Raw genomic sequence first — 17,800 nt, forward strand, 5'->3', positions numbered from 1 at the left:
CACTCCTTCGTATTCTACACCCACCGCACCTGGGGGTGGTCCGGTGTTTGGTTTGGGTGGTTTTTGCTGGCGGCACGTGCGGCCGGGGGGGGCCCCCCCCCCGGGGGGCCCCCCCCCACGGCGTTGTCGGCGTTGTTGCGTCGGTTGTCTCCTGGGTTGGTGCACGGAGTCGGTTCGTCACCGAATGGAGTCGTACGGTTGTAGTGCGTACCGGGCGTAACTAGCGTTCGATTTGTCCGGCCACGACGGCCGGGACTCCTCCTCGTGACCGCGTGCCCTCGGAGATGCCTGTGCACAGTCCGTTCTCACACGCTGCCAGAACCGGTGTGTACGTCGCCGGCCTGTTCCTGCTGGCCACGCCGGCCGTTGCAGTGGCCGCGCCGTCACCTCAGGTGACGCAGCAGTCTCTGACCCCTACGACGACCCTGCCCGATACCCCCGTCGTGGCCCAGCTGGAGGTCAAGTCCTCCAGCTGCTTCACTGTGGCATCGCTGGGCGTGGGCATCCGGGACGCGGCCGGCAACAACCTGGATTTTCCCGGAATTCTGACGAACCAGCAGATCTGCCCCAAGGGCCTGGCGGTGAAGACGGGGGCACGCTCGTTCGCCGCAGGTACCTACCGGATGTTCGGCTTCTACCAGGAGCAGAGCGGTGCGTGGAAGAACCTGCCCGAGCAGACCCTCACCGTCGCAGAGGCCCCGCTCGTGGTCACCCAGGACACGCTGACACCGAAGGCGGCCGAGCCGAACACCCCGGTGGCAGGGCACCTGACGCTGCACGCGTCGAAGTGCTTCACCGCGGCGGCCGTGGGCGTGGGGGTGCGGGACGCGGCCGGCAACAACCTCGACTTTCCCGGCGGGCTGACGAACCAGCAGATCTGCGGGAAGGCCGTGACGGTGAAGACGGGGGCGCGGTCGTTCGCCCCGGGTACGTACCGGATGTTCGGCTTCTACCAGGAGCAGGGCGGAGGGTGGAAGAACCTGCCCGAGCAGACGTTCACGGTCACCGAGACGCCGCTGGTGGTGACGGCGGACCGAGTGGCACCGGAGGATGCCGCCGAGGGCACCCCGGTGGTGGGGCAGCTGACGCTGCACGCGTCGAAGTGCTTCACCGCGGCGGTGGTGGGTGTGGGGGTGCGGGACGCGGCCGGCAACAACCTCGACTTCCCGGCGGCCGCGACCGATCAGCGCGTCTGCACCGAGGACGTGACGGTCAAGACCGGGGCGCGGTCGTTCCCCCCGGGTACGTACCGGATGTTCGGCTTCTACCAGGAGCAGGGCGGCGCGTGGAGGAACCTGCCCGAGCAGACGTTCACGGTCACCCCCTCGTCGACAGCTGAGGTGTCCCCGCCGGTGGCCGGCAAGAAACTGATCTGGCGGGAGGAGTTCGACGGCCCGATCTCCGCGACGAAGTGGAACAAGTCGGCCAGCAGCGCCTACCGCTACGGAAACTACAACCCGGACGACGACAAGCTCGACCGGATCGACCCTGAGAAGGTCACGGTGACGGACGGTACGGCGGTCTTCTCCGCGAGCCAGAGCAACTTCACCCTCCCCAACGGCCGCAAGGCATGGGACACCGGGCTGATCACCACCGAGTACTCGGCGGAGCGGTTCATGGTGAAGACCGGCGACTACGCCGAGACCCGGATCCGGATGCCCAAGGAGTTGGGTGCCTGGCCGGCCCTGTGGACCTGGCACCAGGGCGCCAACGAGATCGACTCCTTCGAGTACCACCCCGACAATCCGTCCCTGCTGGAGCTGACCAACCACGTCAACCCGGCCCAGAAGTACTGGACCGACCACGTCGCGGTGAAGCCCGGGGAGTGGACCACCATCGGCACCTACTACGGTGCCGACTCGGTCGACTGGTACGTCAACGGCGTCAAGGTCTTCGAGGACAAGAAGGGCGTCGGCAAGCACTGGTCGGCCTACCTGATCCTCAACCTGTCGCTCTGTTCGGGCGACTACCACCCCTCGCCGAAGGGCCCGGGGACGGTGAGCTTCGCCTCGGACTTCGTCCGGGTGTACCGCTGATTCGATGACAGCGGTGGGGTGGTGGCCCGGCATCAGCTGCCGGGCCACCGGCACGCGCGCACCGGTGGTATCACTCGGTCAGCACGGCATCGGCGACGGGGACGTCGAAGTACCCGGTGTCGGCGGCCTCCGGCGCCGTGTCCTCACTCACCCTCACCGACCCGCCGTTGAGCACCCCGGTCGCGTCGGCGGCGATCCGGACGGGGACGATCGCGGAGGCGGTGTGCCCGGCAGGCAGGCCCTTGCGGTAGTGACACGTCACGGTGAGCCCTTCGGCCTCGCAGTTCTCCGGGAAGAACGGCCCCTCCGCGGTGGTCCCCTCCGGAAGGGTGACCACCACCGTGAATGCCGTGCTCCGATCGCTTCCGCCGTTCACCACCAACGCCCTGATGGTCGCCACCTCACCGGCCCGTGCCGGGTCGGAGTCCCGCGTGATCACCTTCAACTGACCGGCCACGTCGCGGTCCACCGGCAGTTTCAGGTGGTGCGCGGTGGAGTCGAGCCCGGACGCCACCGCGCCGGGAGCCGTTGTGACGACCGACGCCAGGCCGCAGCAGACCGCGGCCACCGCCGCCAACTTCCGAACCATCGAGACCAACTCCTCATCAGAAACGGCAACAACCCTGCTCATGACCATGTGTGAGCCTAGGTCAGGAGGTCTGGCCCCGCTGCGCGGACGCGGAGCCGCCACACGGGAGGCTCGCCCGATAAGCGCAGCACCGGCCGTCCCCCGAACGCCGGCGGGCACCAGGGCCGGCCCGTCCTGGTGTCAGGCGTCGCCGCCGGCCAGGCAGCGGCGCTGAGTGCGGCGGCGCGCCCACCAGGGTGGCGGCTCCGCTGGCTCGGCGTCGGCACCGTGTCCACCTCCGGGGCCATCGAACCTCTCATCGATTGTGTGGCGCCATTCGCATCAACCACCTATCCGGCTTCCCCCTACGCATGTCCGTGCGGAGCGTCGTCACCTGCGACAGGAGCCGGGGGCCGCTTTCGGCGTCGACCAGGCGAGTTCAGCTGCTGTGGGGCCGGCGCCGGTGGCGGATCAGGAGAGTGCCGCCGACTGCTGTGAGCAGGCCCGCCGTCACGGCGATGGCGCCGAGTGGGGAGGGCGTGCCGGTGGATGCGAGTTCGGGCTTCGTTCCCGCCGCCTCCGTCGTCGCCGGGGTGGGCGGCGCCGGCAGGTTGGGCGTCGGCTGGGTGTCGGGGGTCGGGGGGACGGGCGGGTTCGGGGCGGGCTGGGTGTCGGGGTTCGGCGGCACCGGCGGGTCCGGAACGGGGGGTTTGGGCGGTACGTCGTCCGACTTAGCGAAGGTCGCGGTCATCTCGGTGTCCTGATCGAGGGTCAGCTGGTGCACCGGTGTCGTCGAGACGATGCCGCGCCTGGGCGGTGCGTTCTCACTGTTCCAGCCGGTGAAGGTCCAGCCCGGTGCGGGGGTGGCGGTCAGGGTCACGGTGGAGCCGCACCGGTACGGGGCGGGGCGGTCCGCCGTGGCGGTGCCCCCGTCGGCCGGCTGCGTCCGCAGGGTCAGCGCGCAGTCGATCGGCGCGTAGCGGGCTTCCAGGACGGAGTCGGCGTCGACGGCAACGCTCACCGAGGTGTCGGTGTCGGCCAGGGGGGTGCCGTTGAGGGACCAGCCGATGAGCCGGTGGTTGGGGGCGGTGGTGGCGGTGGCGTGGACCAGGGAGCCCCTCGTGTAGGGGCCGAGGACGTCCAGCGTCGCGCTGCCGCCGGTGTCGGGCGTGGACTTGACGGTCAGACGGCAGTACACGGCTGGGGTCCGCTCTGGCTGCATCGCGGCCACGGTCGGGGCGTTCCTGCGGATCATCCGCACCGCGTCGGCGGGCTGCGCGGCGGAGTCCGGAGCTCCCAGCGGCTCGCCTTCGTAGGCCGCCTGGGCGTCGGAGTAGTGGTTGATCCGCTCGCAGCCGGCGCAGCCGCCGCCGTAGGCCATGATGGTGCGCCACTTCTTGCTGGGTGCGATCCAGCCGTGGGCGTGGGGGTACTTCGGTGTGTAAGGGCCGTTGGCCGCTGCCAGTTCGGTCTCCCAGTCGTGGTCCAGGCCGAGGTTGTGGCCCAGTTCGTGCCCGAGGGTGAGGGTGGGGACGTAGGCAATGTTCATCAGTAGGAACATGCGCTTGGCGCTGGACGCCTTGGGGTCCTGGTCGACGTATCCGACGCCCGAGCCGACGCTCTGGAACACCGCGATGTCGTCCGCCGCGTACTTCGTCCACAGTGCGTTGTCCAGGGCCCACTGCCGGTAGGCGCCGAGGTCGTCCTTCTCCACCGGGGGGAGACCGGGCTCCCCGGCGGCCGGGCCGACATACACCAACCGCACGCGCACCGCCAGCTTGCTGTTGGTGAAGCCCCGGTTCGTCAGGTCGGCGCCGAGCTTCGCCTGGGCCTTGGCCTTGTCCTCGCCACCGGCCTTGGCTGCGGCCTCCTTGGTGTAGAACACGGCCATGTCGATGGTGTTGACGTCCTTGGCACCCTGGCAGTCCGACGGGTCAGCGCGTCGGCCCGGGTCCGCGGCGGAGGGCGCCGCCTGATCGTCCGGGGGCTCCTGCGCGTCGTCCGGGTGGCCGGCCGTCCCCTCGCTCAGCCCGGGATTGATCTCCCTCACCCGGACCGTGCCGGGCGTGGTCGAGGTCAGGGTGTAGACGTGACCGCCCGTGGAGATCTGCGCGGCCACCTGGGCGGAGGACCCGTCCAGGCCCGAGCACAGCGCGTCGAAGTGGAAGTCGGCCGACCCTTCCGGATCCCCCTTGACCTGCGCCGCCCAGTCGACCTCACCCGCCGCTGCGGGTCGCACCTGACCACCGGTCACTTCCACGCTCACGTCCGGGAACAGCCGCAGCGTGATCTCCGGACCCGCCTCGTCTGCCGGGTCGCAGAGCAGCGGGCGCACTTCGCCGAGGTTCCAGGCGATGTCCGCCGATCGCAGCGCCACACCCTGCCCGCCGGGGTCGCCGGCGACCGCTGGCGTCGCAGTGTCGCGTGCGGGACCCGCCCGGCCGGGCGAGGCCGTCGCCGCCCCGGCCACACCGGACAGGACCACCGCCGTCAGGGCCAGCACGCCAGTCACCGAGAGTGACGGACCTCTCCCACCATGTGATCGCATGTCACCAAGGTCTAGCATGCCATCAGGACCCCATCGCTCATTGCTCCCGCCGATTGGGCCACATGGTGCGTGGACTCCTCCGGGCACGCACCGGCCACAGGTCCAGGAAGCCGCGGCCCGACCCCGGCGCGAGCCGAAGCCCGCCCGGCAGGTGAGGAGCCGGACCCCCTGCAGGGGTGCCCATGACGGCGAGGGGTTGAAGGTGGGCCGGTCAGGCCGCTGTTCCCGCCCCGCCTGCCGGGAACGCTGCCTCATTGCGCCGGTGCGGGCCTGGTCCCGCGGCACGTGGGCGGGAACGGCCGGATGGCTCACGCCGAGGGCGGACAGTCCGTGTCCCGCCCGTCGCCGACGCCCTCGACCGAAGCTCGTTCGGTCAGCGGACGTCTCCCGGCCAGCGCCGGACGAAGCGGGCCGTACCGGGCCGCGAAGGCCGCTCACGCCGAACGGGCGATGGGGCAGGTCAGGTGTCGGCGGCGGAAGGCTGTCCGTTCGGGCGGCCTTCGCGGAGCTGTTCGTTGATGCGCAGGGCTTCTTCGAGCTGGTCTTCGAGGATGACGATGCGGCAGGCGGCGTCGGTGGCGGTGCCCTGGTCGACGAGGTCGCGGGCGCGCATCGCGATCCGTAGTTGGTAGCGGGAGAAGCGGCGGTGGCCGCCGTCGGAGCGCAGTGGGGTGATGAGGCCGTGCTCGCCGAGGGTGCGCAGGAAGCCGGCCGTGGTGCCGGTCATCTCGGCGGCGCGGCCCATCGTGTAGGCGGGGTAGTCCTCGTCATCGAAACTCGCGCCCCCACCAGCCTCCGAGCCAGCACCGGGGCCGGACGGGCTGTGGGCGGCGGCGGCGGTGCCGGGGGTGGTGGTGGGGCGGTTAATGGTCGTGGTCACTGCACCTCTTCCTACGTGGGCTTTTCGGGGACGCGCGGAGGGGCCCCGGTGCCGTTACGGCTCCGGGGCCCCGAAGGGGTACTTCACCATCTACCGGCCCTGGGCCGGTCCTTGTGTCCGCAACTCCTCGGGGGAGGAGGATTGCGGGGATCGCGTATGCGTGACCGGAAACCACCGTCCTTCGTACCCTGAGGGGTCTGCGGTGTCCGCCCGGACGAGAACTGCTCATCTCACGGGCCGGGCGATCCTGATGGCGCCAGCGCCCTCCGTCTCATCCTCTACATCACTGAACATCCCGCGAACTGCTGGAACTACAGGTACCGCCAACTGCTGGTACTACGTACTGCCTGGTTAACACGGGTACCGCTGGTACTACGTACTGCCTGTACTTCTGGGTGCCCTGCGTGGTGATCGACGAGAGCGGCCGCCGGCTGCTGTCGCGACGGGGCGCCAACGACGAGCCGGAGCTCCTCCAGCTGCTCGCCGACGTCCTGGACTTGAGCGAGGAGGCGACGTGGGGCATCGACCTCGCCGACGGCGGGGCCGCCCTGGTGATCGCGGTCCTCCTCAGCCACGGTCAGCGCGCCTTCTACATCTCCGGACGGGCCGTCAACCGGGCCTCCGAGGGCTACCGCGGCGAGGGCAAGACCGACGCCAAGGACGCCGCGGTGATCGCCGATCAGACCCGGATCCGCCGGGACCTGCAGCCCCTGCGGACCGGCGACGAGATCGCCACCTACCTCAAGATCCTCACCGCCCACCGGACGGACCTGGTCGCCGACCGCACCCGCACCGTCAACCGCCTCCGCGCCCTCCTGACCGGCATCTTCCCCGCGCTGGACCGAGCCCTGGACCTCACCAACGCCGGGCCGCTGGCGCTACTGACCGGCTATCAGACCCCGGCCGCCCTGCGGCGCTTGGGCGTCAGGCGGCTGGAGAGCTGGCTACGGAACCGCGGCGTTCGCGGCGCCGGCCAGATCGCCGAGGCGGCGCTGGAAGCAGCTGCGAGCCAGCACACCAGCGTCGCGGGCGAGAAGACCGCGGCCAGGATGGTTCACACCCTGGCCGCCCAGGTCATAGCCCTCAACCAGCAGGTCACCGAGATGAACAAGCTGATCGCGGCCCGCTTCCGCGAGCACCGTGATGCCGAGATCCTCGCCAGCCTGCCGGGCCTGGGACCCATCCTCGGAGCCGAGTTCCTGGCCGCCACCGGCGGCGACATGGCAGCCTTCTCCACTCCCGACCGCCTCGCCGGCTTCGGCGGAGTCGCGCCCGCGCCACGCGACTCCGGCAAGATCAGCGGCAACCTCCACCGCCCGCAACGCTACAACCGCAAGCTCCAACGGGTCTTCTACACCTCCGCGCTGATCAGCATCCGCAACTGCGAAGAATCGCGGCGCTTCTACGACCGCAAGCGCGCCGAGGGCAAACGCCACACCCAGGCCGTCCTCGCCCTGGCCCGGCGCCGCGTCAACGTCATCTGGGCCCTCCTGCGCGACCAACGGTGCTACCAGCCGACCCCGCCAGTGGTCCTCGCGGCTTGACATACGGCATTAGGAATCAATGAGACGGGTCACCGGTGTTCTGTGACAGGCGATCTTGATCGTTTGCCAAGTGATCATGACCGATCGCTTCACGCACGCGCCCGGCCTTCGAGCACAGTTACGACCCCTGTCACCCGATCGGACAAGCCTTCCCGTGTACGGACTGATTGGGATGCCGCCGGGCGGGTGAAGACACCCCCGTCGACGATCTTGAGGTTGCTAGCGTCGGCCGACATGACCCAAGCCCCCTCCTCCCTCAACACTGCAATCGACCGCCAACTGCATGCGGAATCGCCTGCCGAATCGTTCCGCCCCGTCCTCCTTGACCCGGCCTTGGCCGACCACGCCGCTGAACTGAAGAAGCTGCTGGACTCGCCCGCACTGCGAGAGGTCCATGACCGCATCGACGAACAGTTGCTCGAACTCGTGCGCTGCCTGAACCCCGGAGAACCGTTTCCCCCCACGGTCCTGGAGCGCGCCGTCGACGAGGCACGCGGCGGCCTCCTGCCCGACGAATACGGGACCTGGGCCTGGTACCCGTGGTCGGGCCGCCTGGTACGGGTCCTGCCAGAGACCGAGTTCCGACTGGTGCGCACCGACCGCAACCGCGACAAGATCACCCGCGACGAGCAGCAGCGCCTGCTGAGCCGCCGCATCGGGGTCGTCGGCCTCTCGGTGGGCTCCAGCGCGGCGCTGACCTGTGCGATGGAGGGCGTCGGGGGCTCGTTCCGGCTGGCCGACTTCGACCGCCTCAGCCTGTCGAACCTCAACCGGCTGCGCGCCGGCGTCCACGAGATCGGCCTGGAGAAGACGGTCATCTGCGCGCGACGCATGTACGAGCTCGACCCCTACCTCGACATCTCCGTCCACCGGCAGGGAGTGACCGAGGAGAGCATCGAGGAGTTCTTCGCCCCCGGCGAGGACGGCGAGCGCGCAGTGGACCTGCTCGTCGAGGAGTGCGACACCCCCTGGGTCAAGACCGCGGCCCGCGAGCACGCACGGCGCCACCGGGTGCCCGTCCTCATGGACGCCAACGACCGCGGCCTACTGGACGTCGAACGCTTCGACCTGGAACCCGACCGCCCGCTCTTCCACGGCCGCGCCGGCGCCGTGACGGCCGACGACGTGCGCGCGATGGACCCGGGCGAGCAGATGCGGTTCCTGCTGCGGGTCGTCGACCAGGACCAACTGAGCCCGGCCATGACCGACGCCCTGCCCCGCATCGGCACCAGCCTCTCCAGCTGGCCGCAGTTGGCCAGCGGCGTCATGCTCGGCGGCGCCCTCGTCACCGACACCGCCCGCCGCATCCTGCTCGGCCGCCCGGTGCCGTCAGGCCGTTCGTACGTCGACCTGGAAGCCCTGATCCCCGCGCCCCAGCAGAAGGAGCCGGCGCTGTGAGCCGGGTACCGGACCTGTGCGGCGAGCACCTGCGCCTTCGCGAACTGCGCGCCGCCGATTACCCGGTCTACGAGCGGATCATGACCAGCCGCATGCTCACCCGCTACCTCGGCACCGACCGCATGGACCCCGCCCAGGCCCACGACGCCTTCGCCGCCGCCCTCGCCCAACGCCTCACCCGCCCGCGCCGCAAGTACACCCTCGCGGTCTGCGCCCCCGACGACGACACCATGCTCGGCACCGCCGGCCTCCTGATCGAGGACTACGGCAGCAACGCCATGCTGACCACCGTCGTCCTGCTCCCCGGATCACCCGCGGGCGGCCACGCGCACGAAACCGGCCGGCTCCTCATGGCCTACGGCTTCGGCCCCCTGGGCCTGCACCGCATCTGGGCCGGACACCGCACCGACCATGGCCACATGCCCCCGGTCATGCGCGCCGCAGGACTGACCCGCGAAGCCACGCTGCACCAACTCTTCCGCACCCAGAGCTGCTGGCACGACGTGACCGCCTACGCCGCGCTCGCCCCCGACTGGAAACGCCAGGCCACACCCGCCGAACTCGCCATCCTCGACACACCCGCCCCCGCAGCCGTGTGACGGACCAAACCGCCCGGCATCCGCTCCCGCACCGACCCGCGAACCGCAACCGGTCAAGATCAAGTGGCAGGAACCCGCAGGCCGTCACGATCACCTGGCAATCGGTCAAGACCGCCTGTCAGAGGACAGTCGGCGTGTTCGGGGCGGGGCGTCCCAGCTCTAATCCGTAGTGAAGGCGGTTCGGATTCCCGGTTGGGCTGAACGGAACCGCCTGGAGTGACGGACACCTGTGCGACCCCCGGGCCATCCAGGCCTTCCGAAAGAGCGGTGCCGTCACGGTCGTGGGTTTCGCAGTGATCGCGTGGGCGCCGGGCTGATGCCTGGTCCCAGCAGGACCTGCGAGGTCTAGAGACAGAGCGGCGCGGTCCGGCGTCTTCGGGTCGCCGCGAAACCCGCCGGTGATCGTGTTTGTGTGGTCGTGGCGCGAGCCCGTTCCAGGGCTGACCTCTTCTTGATCCGCGAGCCGTTGAGCTCTGGCACAGAGCGGGGTCCCTGGGGTGCGCTGGTGTCATGAACGGCTACTGAGATGGCGGACCGATGAGTCCTGGGATTAGGGTGCCGCATGACCCGCACAGGCCCGCGACCTGCGAGAACAGGCAAGGTTGGGAGAGTCGGTTGAAGATCTTCTGCGGTATCGACTGGGCCGAATCGCACCACGACGTCGCCCTGGTCGACGAGGACGGTGAGCTGGTGGCCAAGCGCCGGATCACCGACGACGCGGCCGGCTACCGGCTGCTGCTGGACCTGCTCGCCGAACACGGCGACACCGAGGCGGACCCGATTCCGGTGGCGATCGAGACCAGCCACGGCCTGCTGGTCGCCGTCCTACGAACCGGCAGCCGCAAGGTGTTCGCGATCAACCCGCTGGCCGCCGCCCGCTACCGCGACCGCCACAGCGTGAGCCGCAAGAAGTCCGACCCGGGCGACGCCCTGGTCCTGGCGAACATCCTGCGCACCGACATGCCCATGCACCGGCCGCTGCCCGCCGACTCCACAGGCCACCGGCATGAACCACCGGCACCCGTCAGCAGCACCGCTTGTTGGCACTGGCCAGCGGCACGGGCCACCGGTACCGGCGCGCGGGACCGGACGGGCCGGATGGCGGGCAGGCGCAGCACCGGGGCAGGGCGGCAGGGCGGGCAGGGCCGGGGCCGGGAGCAGCAGGGCGGGCCGGACGGCGGGCAGGCGCAGCAGCCGATCCTCCTGGCCCTGCGGCGCCTCGACGCGGGCGGCCCGGTGGCCGCGTGGGGGTGCGCGGCGACCAGGAGCAGTTGCTCGACACCGGCGCAGTGCGGCCCGGACGGAGCCGGGGCCTGGCGGCCCGGCAGCAGGCACGGGCACCGGGCCGGGAGCCGGGCGCCGGCGGCACCAGGACGGCGGCGGGCGGGGGCGGGGCGGCAGGGGCGCTGACGGGGCACTGGCGGCGGCCTGCGGCCCCCGGGCCGGTGACACCCCCGGCGTACCGGCACCACCGCCACCCCGGACCGGAACCCACCTCCGCCACCCCGAACCGAATGACCCGTCTCACCGAAGTTTGACGAGTCTCACCGAACTTTGACCGCGCGTCGGGATGGTCAGCTGAGGCCCTGGACTGCGTAGAGGGTGCCCACGGCGGTGGCGAGGGTGCCGAGCAGGAGGCGTAGGGCCTTCTCGGGCAGTCGTGGTTGGAGGTGGGCGCCGAGGTAGCCGCCGGCCAAGCCGCCGAGGCCGCAGGGGAGGCCGAGCAGCCAGTCGGGGGCGATGTCCCCGCTCGCGGCCAGGGCCAGCACCCCGTACGTCGCGGCCCCGGCGAGGGAGGTGACGAAGGTGGAGGCCAGCGCTGCGGGGGCAACCGTGGCGACCGGCACGCCGCGGCCGGCCAGGACCGGGCCGAGGATGGAGCCGCCACCGATCCCGTAGATCCCGCCGACGGTCCCGACCACCAGCGCCAGCACGGTGGTGGCCCGGGTGGACAGCGGAGCAGGGACGGCCCGCGTGCGGGCCGGGCTCAGGGTCCGCGCGCACAGCCACACACCGAGCGGCAGCAGCATGGCCGCGACCAGGAGACGGAAGACCTGCGGGCCCGGAACGGCGAAGACCCGCACTCCGGCGCCGATCACCACCCCGGGCACGGTGCCCGCGATCAGCAGCCGGGTGAGCGGGCCGCCCAGGCGTCCGGCCCGCCGGTAGCGCAGCAGGGCCCCCGGGGCGGCCACCACGTTGAACAGCAGGTTCGTCGGCGTCACCGCCGGGCTCGGCACACCCAGCACACTGACCTGCACCGGCAGCAGGAACACAGCCCCCGAGACACCCACCGGCGCGGTCACCACCGAGATCCCCAACCCGGCCGCGAAACCCAGCAACCCCGCCAACCAGTCCACCACCAGCCCCCTCCCACCGATCCCGCGCCGAGTATCCGCCGGACCGCGACCCCGAACCCCGCAGCGTCCACTGTCCCGTCTCATTGAACACGTCATGAAGCGCGGCTGTGAGCTGGGTGCTGACAGGTCTTGTTGAGATTCGTCGCGTGGGTGACGTGCCGGGAGGCGGACCGCTGCTGGGGCCATGTTGACTGTCTCATCAATCACGGTTGAAACCAGGGTGCTGAGCTGGGGTTTGTCAGCCTGCGTGAGACACCGGAGAGGCGATTCTCGCTGGACATGGCAGTTTCCGGGCTCCATCAACAGTCTCGGGCCGAAGCGAGATGGCTGTCACGACGGCAGGCGTGTCACCTCGCGTCGGTGTTCGGTGCTGCTGGGGGATCGCTTCTGGCGACTCCGGTGCAGGCCAGTACTGCGGTGGCGTCGGCGTTGAGGAAGATCATGAATGTCCATGACTTGTCGGCCGGGCGGATCTGGGCGATGCGGAGGGGTTCCTGTGCTGCCTGGAAGAGGAGGTCGACGGTGGTGGCGAGGGCCAGTGTCGGGTGGCCGCGCCTTTGGGTGCGGCGGAGTCGGGCCCGATAGGTGCGTGCGAGTTGCTCGGCGGGGACTACCCCGTCCCAGATGACGAAGGTGCCGTCGGCGAGTAGTGCGGCGCGCGCGGGTTGGCAGGCGGTGGTCTGCGCGTTGATCATCGCAGCGAGGTCGTCGCGGGCTATCTGGTGACCTTGCCCGACCGGGATGCGCTGAGTGCTCTTCAAGTCTTCGGATGCGGCTCGGGCGGTTGCTTCGCGGTTGCTCGCCGTGCGGGCCCTCGCGTCGTTGAGGTGGCTCGGGCGGGTGCTCAGTCGGAGCTGACTACCGGCATAGCCTGCCCCGACGACCGTGATCACTGAGCCGATCGCCGGCCAGTCTGCCGGGTTGACGTAGTCGTCGGCGATATCGACGCGGTCGACCACGCCGATCTCTCCGGATGGAATCTGGACCCGCAGTCCGTAGTGCATGTGGCGGATCACGGTTCCGTCGGTCACGGACCACTTCGTCAGCTGCTCGGCCATGTCACGAGTCTCCCAGCTGCGGGGGAAGGGGTGGGCTGATCATTTCCAGTGGCTGCCGGGTGTCGGCGTGGAATGCTGGGGTAATGAGGCTGATCGGTAGCGACGGGCATGGTGTCGAGCTGGGTGTCGTGGGATATCAGTTTCCCGATGCCGTGGACCCGCGTCAGCGGCAGAGCTGGCTGGTCGTCGAAGGGTCAGCCCACTGTCCGCAGGGGACGTGGTCCTTCCGCTGGCAGGCGTTGACCGCGGACGACGCCGTCGAGTTGGCCCGTTGGCTCGATCGGGCGGCGATCCGACCCTCCGGTTCCGAACAGGACGCCAACAGCCGGTTGGACTTCACCGAGCCCAACCTGGCCTTCGCTTTCACCTGGACCGATGCGGGTCTGGTCGAACTGCGCGTCAGCCTGGACTTGGAGTTCTCGCCTCCCTGGCGACGCCAGGCCCGCTCGGGCGAGCCGTTCGTGGTCGTGTTCCAGCTGACGGCCGAGTCAGTGTCGACGGCGGCGGCCGAGTGGGCGGCCGAGATCAAGCCGTATCCGCCTGTGGGTGACGCCAACCTGCAGTGAGGCCGGGCGGTAGCTCCTGGGCTGCGATGGCCAGCCGCCGGGCGGCTTCGGCCCTCAGCCCGTGATGCCCGCGCCAGTGAGGTGAGGCGAACAGGCTAGTCAGGGCAGCGGTCTCGGGGTAAGTGGCGAGCTCTATGCGGTCATCGTCGGGACGGCGGGGATCTCCGTAGGGGTCCTCCGGCAAGGTGCTCAAACGGTGGGTCCAGCGCTGGCGCAGTGGTGAGGGTCCGCCCTGCCGGAACCACTGGGTTGTGATCTTGCGGGCGTGGAGGTAGTCCACGGCGATGAAGGGGTCCTTGCGGCGGCCGACGAGCCGTCGGTGCCGACGGTCGGCGCACGTGATCTCGGGGAGCGCGGACAGATCGTATTGCTCGCCCCCGAGGAGCCAGAGCCGGTGTCGGTGGCAGACGGCCTGGTGGGGGCTGATGCTGCGGACGACGAGTCCACGGACGAGGTGGTGGGCCATGCAGAGGCGGCAGGCCGGGCGACGGCGTGGTTCGGCCAGCTCCTCAATGGCCAGAGGCGGTCGGCGCTGACCGGGTTCACGCACTTCTGCCAGCGCGGGCAGTGCATGGATCAGGACGGGGATGCTTCTGCCGGTCAGGGCTGCCAGCCGGGGCAGAGCTGCGGGGGTCCAGTGGCCGACGCGGTTGTCGTCGCGCCGGTGGCGGCGGTTGGGGCCGATCAGGAACGAGAGGTGGCCGATGCGCAGGTGGTTGGCGTCGGCGAGGCGGTTGAGGTAGGAGCCGATCGTCTCGCGGTGGACCGGTGGCAGCGCGACGGGAAGGGTCCGCAGGTGGCTGGTCACGCGGTCCTTCGTGCTTCGCGGGTGCGGCGCTGGCGGGCGCGCGGGAGGTTCTGCTGTTCGGCGCTCTCGTCGAGGTCGACAGCCTCCAGGCCAGCACGGGTGATCTTCTCGGTGCCGTCCAGGATGGCGTCCAGGGCGGCCTCGCGGACCAGGTGGGACAGGCTGCCGATCATGCCCGCGGTGCGGTCGTGCAGGTAGGGGGCGAGCCGCAGCAGGGTGCCCGGGCGGTGGGCGTGCAGCCGCAGCGCGTTCTCCAAGGTGGCGACCAGCGCCTGCCAGGCCGCCTGCTCCTGCGGGGTCTTGTGGCGGAAGGAAGTGGTGGGGATGAGGCTGTAGCGGCTGGCGATCTGTCCCCCGCGTCGCCCGGCGAACAGGCCGGTGCCCTCGATGTCCACCCCGGCCAGCACGAACGTGGCGGGGATGCGCTCGGACAGGTACTTGATCTGGTCCGACGCCTCGGCGCCGATCCTGGAATGAATGTCGAGATTATGCAGCTCGTCGATGAGGACAAGGCGGCAGCCCAGGGTGTCGGCGTACAGGTGAAAATGCTCAGCCACGTACGGGTGAATGTGCCCAGTTCCTGACGTGTTGAGGAGCGGTGCCCGGCACTCTGCTGCTGTCCGGTTCGTGGACGGAGGGCAGCTGAGTTGGTCTTGGATCCGCATCGTTGGCTGGAACTTCGGCGCTTCCGCGGGCTGCACGAGTCCGGGGTGATGAGCCTGTCGGAGATCTCGAAGGAGACCGGGCTCAACCGCCGTACCGTCCGCAAGTACCTGGCCGCGCAGGCTCCGATCGCACCGCCGCGCCGGGCGCCGAGCGGGCAGGCCCGCAAGCGGGTCGTGGACGAGGTCGCGCCGCTGATCGACGCGATGCTGCGCTCCGAGATCCTGATCAAGGGCGCGGTGGTTCACGAGCGGTTGGTCGCCGAGTACGGATTCACCGGCAACTACCAGCGAGTGAAGCTCTACCTCCAGGAAGCGCGCCCCCGTGTCGCCGAGGAACTCGGCATCGCGCCTGGTGAACTGGCCGGACTGCACCGCCGGTTCGAGGTCGTCCCCGGTGCCCAGGCCCAGGTCGACTGGGGCGGTGCGACACGAGGTCGCGTATATGAGTGAACTCGCAGATTGGAGGCCGGTTATGCCGGTTGCGTAGTTCTCGGTCAGTGTTCGAGACCGATCTCCGCCCTGACGTGCGTTCGCGGGTCCTGCCCGTTGAAGATGCGAAGCTCAGGGAAGACGCCCAAGGGCCCCCGATCCGTCAGGGGGAGCAACCGGGCAAGGAGAAGGCCGGACGGACGAACGCGAGTGAACCCCCTGTGACGCCTCGTCATCGACAAGCCCGGAAGACGGAATGAACACCGGGTGACAGGACCTGGCCGCTGGAAGAGGCGGCAAGCGACGACCGGAGTCTGCCCCGTCGGTCGTACGAACACCGCTGGTCCCGGGGTTTAGGGGGCGTCCTCCCCGGCCGCGTCTCGTATACGCGGAACGTGGAAACCCCGTCGGGGTCCGGGCCTTCGGGCCCGGTAGTCCGATCGTGAGAGGGGCGTAAGCCCCCGGCGGGACAGGAAGTCCAAGAAGCGGATGCCGGCTGCCGAAAGGCAACGGGACTCGTGACACCATGGCCGCCCCTCCAGGCGGCAGTCACGGGGAACCGGCCGGATGCCGGTCATGCGACCAGGCCCGAAAGGGCGCTGACGTGGACTGGTGAGCCTTTGAACGCCAAGGCCGATGGCCTCTCGAACCGAGGGACATGTTGGACACCATCGCGGTGAACGGACCCGAGGACGCCCCTGACTGGGACGCCATTGACTGGCGGACCCATGAGGAAAACGTAGCGAGGCTGCGGCGGAGGATCTTCAAGGCGACACGGGAAGGGGACTGGGCCTCGGTCCGGTCCCTGCAGAGACTGATGCTGGGGTCCTGGTCGAACACGCTGGTGAGCGTGCGGCAGGTCACTCAGCGCAACGCTGGTCGTCGGACGGCCGGGGTCGACGGGGAGACTGCCCTGTCGTCCGAGGCCCGGGCAGAGGTGGCGGTGCGGGTGCACCGCTCGCGCTCATCCTGGGACCCGATGCCGGTCCGACGTGTGTACATTCCGAAGGCCAATGGAAAACAGCGTCCGCTCGGCATTCCAGTGGTTCTGGACCGGTGCCACCAGGCACGGGTCCGCAACGCCCTGGAGCCCGAGTGGGAAGCCCGGTTCGAGCCCCGTTCCTACGGGTTCAGACCTGGGCGAAGCTGTGCTGACGCGATCGGTTCCTTGTTCTCCACGCTCAGCGGGCCCCGTGCCCGCAGGGTCTGGATCTTGGACGCCGATCTGTCGGCGGCGTTCGACAGGATCGGCCACTCACGGCTTCTCGACGCGCTCGGTTCGTTCCCGGCCAGGGATCTGATCGAGCGTTGGCTGAGGGCCGGTGTGGTCGACAAGGCGGTGTTCACGCCAACTGAGGAGGGAACTCCTCAAGGCGGAGTGATCAGCCCGCTGCTGATGAACGTCGCGCTCCACGGGCTGGAGGAGGCCGCGGGAGTCCGCTACCTCGCCACCGGCACTCATGCCGGGGATGTGGTTGCGGGCAGTCCGATCTTGGTTCGGTACGCCGACGATATGGTCGCTTGCTGTCACTCCAGAGAGCAGGCCGAGCAGGTCAAGGCACAGTTGGCACAGTGGCTGGCACCCCGGGGGCTGGTCTTCAACGAGGACAAGACACGTATCGTCCACCTCGAAGAGGGCTTTAACTTCCTCGGGTTCAACGTCCGCCGCTACCGACACGGCAAGCTGCTGATCAAACCGAGCCCGGAAGCGGTCAGGCGCATTCGGCAGAGGCTCGCGGACGAGGTGCGCGCTCTGCGCGGCTTGAACGCGACGGCGGTCATCGCCAAGCTCAACCCGATCGTGCGGGGCTGGGCCGCCTACTACCGAGGGGTGGTGTCCAGCAGGATCTTCACGGCGCTGGATCACTACGTGTGGTGGCTCACCTATCGGTGGGCCAGACGCATGCACCCCAACAAGTCGAAGAAGTGGATCGCTCGCCGCTACTTCGGCAGGTTCAACAAGTTCAGGAACGACCGGTGGGTGTTCGGCGATCGCACCAATGTGCTCAACGAGCGCGGCGAGATCCCCTTCCTGGTCAAGTTCTCCTGGACGAACATCGTTCGGCACCAGTTGGTCGCTGGCGGGGCGTCACCCGACGATCCCGATCTCACCGACTACTGGGTCAACCGGCGACGGAAGGTCAAGCCTCCGCTGGACAGCTACAACCTGCTCCTGCTCGCCAAGCAGGACGGTCGCTGTCCGGTCTGCGAGGAACACCTCCTCACCGCCGACCAGCCACCGCAGTCTGAACCGCCCCGGGTTCGATAGAGATCTCAGATTATGGTTGTGACCTGCGGTTTTGTGGTGGTGAGGTAGTAGGTTTTCTCGTACTCGACGGGC

Annotated in this window: 13 protein-coding genes and 2 pseudogenes; 8 read left to right on the forward strand and 7 right to left on the reverse strand. The window is 69.6% G+C overall.

All coding sequences use genetic code 11. The features are described from left to right. Window positions 1–443: 443 nt before the first annotated feature. Window positions 444–2,036 (forward strand): hypothetical protein, encoded by a 1,593-nt coding sequence (locus ACIRPK_RS35075; protein WP_403046534.1) that lies wholly within the window; start codon window positions 444–446, stop codon window positions 2,034–2,036. A gap of 70 nt (window positions 2,037–2,106) precedes the next feature. On the opposite strand, the gene ACIRPK_RS35080 is transcribed toward ACIRPK_RS35075, so the two are convergent. The 3 genes from ACIRPK_RS35080 to ACIRPK_RS35090 form a co-directional block, all read right to left on the reverse strand. Next, a complete protein-coding gene (locus ACIRPK_RS35080; RefSeq protein WP_403046537.1) occupies window positions 2,107–2,625 on the reverse strand; it encodes a hypothetical protein in 519 nt (172 codons plus the stop codon). A gap of 418 nt (window positions 2,626–3,043) precedes the next feature. Continuing rightward, entirely contained in the window at window positions 3,044–5,116 is a 2,073-nt protein-coding gene (locus tag ACIRPK_RS35085) for a M12 family metallo-peptidase (RefSeq protein ID WP_403046539.1), read from the reverse strand. A gap of 496 nt (window positions 5,117–5,612) precedes the next feature. Beyond that, on the reverse strand, window positions 5,613–5,897 hold the full coding sequence (locus ACIRPK_RS35090) for a MerR family transcriptional regulator (RefSeq protein ID WP_403046564.1): 285 nt from the start codon (window positions 5,895–5,897) through the stop codon (window positions 5,613–5,615). A 530-nt stretch (window positions 5,898–6,427) separates the two neighbouring features. Between ACIRPK_RS35090 and ACIRPK_RS35095 the strand changes: the two genes are divergently transcribed. The 4 genes and pseudogenes from ACIRPK_RS35095 to ACIRPK_RS35110 form a co-directional block, all read left to right on the forward strand. Beyond that, window positions 6,428–7,576 (forward strand): IS110 family transposase, encoded by a 1,149-nt coding sequence (locus ACIRPK_RS35095; RefSeq protein ID WP_403046542.1) that lies wholly within the window; start codon window positions 6,428–6,430, stop codon window positions 7,574–7,576. A gap of 234 nt (window positions 7,577–7,810) precedes the next feature. Then, window positions 7,811–8,974: a ThiF family adenylyltransferase gene (locus ACIRPK_RS35100; RefSeq protein WP_403046544.1), complete on the forward strand. Its 1,164-nt coding sequence runs from the start codon at window positions 7,811–7,813 to the stop codon at window positions 8,972–8,974. Next, entirely contained in the window at window positions 8,971–9,573 is a 603-nt protein-coding gene (locus tag ACIRPK_RS35105; RefSeq protein WP_403046546.1) for a GNAT family N-acetyltransferase, read from the forward strand. The genes ACIRPK_RS35100 and ACIRPK_RS35105 overlap by 4 nt, the downstream gene beginning before the upstream one ends. A 615-nt stretch (window positions 9,574–10,188) precedes the next feature. After that, window positions 10,189–10,566: pseudogene (locus ACIRPK_RS35110) on the forward strand (transposase); the annotation flags it as partial. A gap of 581 nt (window positions 10,567–11,147) precedes the next feature. On the opposite strand, the gene ACIRPK_RS35115 reads toward ACIRPK_RS35110, so the two are convergent. Beyond that, window positions 11,148–11,933: a sulfite exporter TauE/SafE family protein gene (locus tag ACIRPK_RS35115; RefSeq protein ID WP_403046567.1), complete on the reverse strand. Its 786-nt coding sequence runs from the start codon at window positions 11,931–11,933 to the stop codon at window positions 11,148–11,150. Between the two features lie 347 nt (window positions 11,934–12,280). Next, window positions 12,281–12,991 (reverse strand): hypothetical protein, encoded by a 711-nt coding sequence (locus ACIRPK_RS35120; protein ID WP_403046549.1) that lies wholly within the window; start codon window positions 12,989–12,991, stop codon window positions 12,281–12,283. An 83-nt stretch (window positions 12,992–13,074) separates the two neighbouring features. On the opposite strand from ACIRPK_RS35120, the gene ACIRPK_RS35125 reads away from it, so the two are divergent. Beyond that, window positions 13,075–13,557 (forward strand): hypothetical protein, encoded by a 483-nt coding sequence (locus tag ACIRPK_RS35125; protein ID WP_403046551.1) that lies wholly within the window; start codon window positions 13,075–13,077, stop codon window positions 13,555–13,557. On the opposite strand, the gene ACIRPK_RS35130 is transcribed toward ACIRPK_RS35125, so the two are convergent. Both ACIRPK_RS35130 and ACIRPK_RS35135 read right to left on the reverse strand, forming a co-directional pair. After that, window positions 13,517–14,365 carry a TniQ family protein gene (locus ACIRPK_RS35130; protein WP_403046554.1) on the reverse strand — a complete coding sequence of 283 codons (849 nt, stop codon included), beginning with the start codon at window positions 14,363–14,365 and terminating at the stop codon, window positions 13,517–13,519. The two genes, ACIRPK_RS35125 and ACIRPK_RS35130, sit on opposite strands and share 41 nt — an antisense overlap. Continuing rightward, on the reverse strand, window positions 14,362–14,922 hold the full coding sequence (locus tag ACIRPK_RS35135; RefSeq protein ID WP_403046557.1) for a hypothetical protein: 561 nt from the start codon (window positions 14,920–14,922) through the stop codon (window positions 14,362–14,364). Before ACIRPK_RS35135 ends, ACIRPK_RS35130 begins: the two co-directional genes overlap by 4 nt. A gap of 90 nt (window positions 14,923–15,012) precedes the next feature. Between ACIRPK_RS35135 and ACIRPK_RS35140 the strand changes: the two are divergent. Both ACIRPK_RS35140 and ltrA read left to right on the forward strand, forming a co-directional pair. After that, window positions 15,013–15,450: pseudogene (locus ACIRPK_RS35140) on the forward strand (IS21 family transposase); the annotation flags it as partial. 667 nt (window positions 15,451–16,117) lie between these two features. Further along, a complete protein-coding gene (gene ltrA, locus ACIRPK_RS35145; protein WP_403046560.1) occupies window positions 16,118–17,728 on the forward strand; it encodes a group II intron reverse transcriptase/maturase in 1,611 nt (536 codons plus the stop codon). Window positions 17,729–17,800 lie beyond the last annotated feature (72 nt).

The organism is Kitasatospora sp. NPDC101801, from assembly GCF_044766665.1.
GTDB lineage: Bacteria > Actinomycetota > Actinomycetes > Streptomycetales > Streptomycetaceae > Kitasatospora.

Excerpts from the sequence above, each read along its gene's own strand:
- ACIRPK_RS35125 (WP_403046551.1), top strand. The coding sequence starts at position 13,075 with ATGAGGCTGATCGGTAGCGACGGGCATGGTGTCGAGCTGGGTGTCGTG.
- ACIRPK_RS35100 (WP_403046544.1), top strand. The coding sequence starts at position 7,811 with ATGACCCAAGCCCCCTCCTCCCTCAACACTGCAATCGACCGCCAACTG.
- ACIRPK_RS35090 (WP_403046564.1), bottom strand. The coding sequence starts at position 5,897 with ATGGGCCGCGCCGCCGAGATGACCGGCACCACGGCCGGCTTCCTGCGC.
- ACIRPK_RS35080 (WP_403046537.1), bottom strand. The coding sequence starts at position 2,625 with ATGGTTCGGAAGTTGGCGGCGGTGGCCGCGGTCTGCTGCGGCCTGGCG.
- ltrA (WP_403046560.1), top strand. The coding sequence starts at position 16,118 with ATGTTGGACACCATCGCGGTGAACGGACCCGAGGACGCCCCTGACTGG.
- ACIRPK_RS35120 (WP_403046549.1), bottom strand. The coding sequence starts at position 12,991 with ATGGCCGAGCAGCTGACGAAGTGGTCCGTGACCGACGGAACCGTGATC.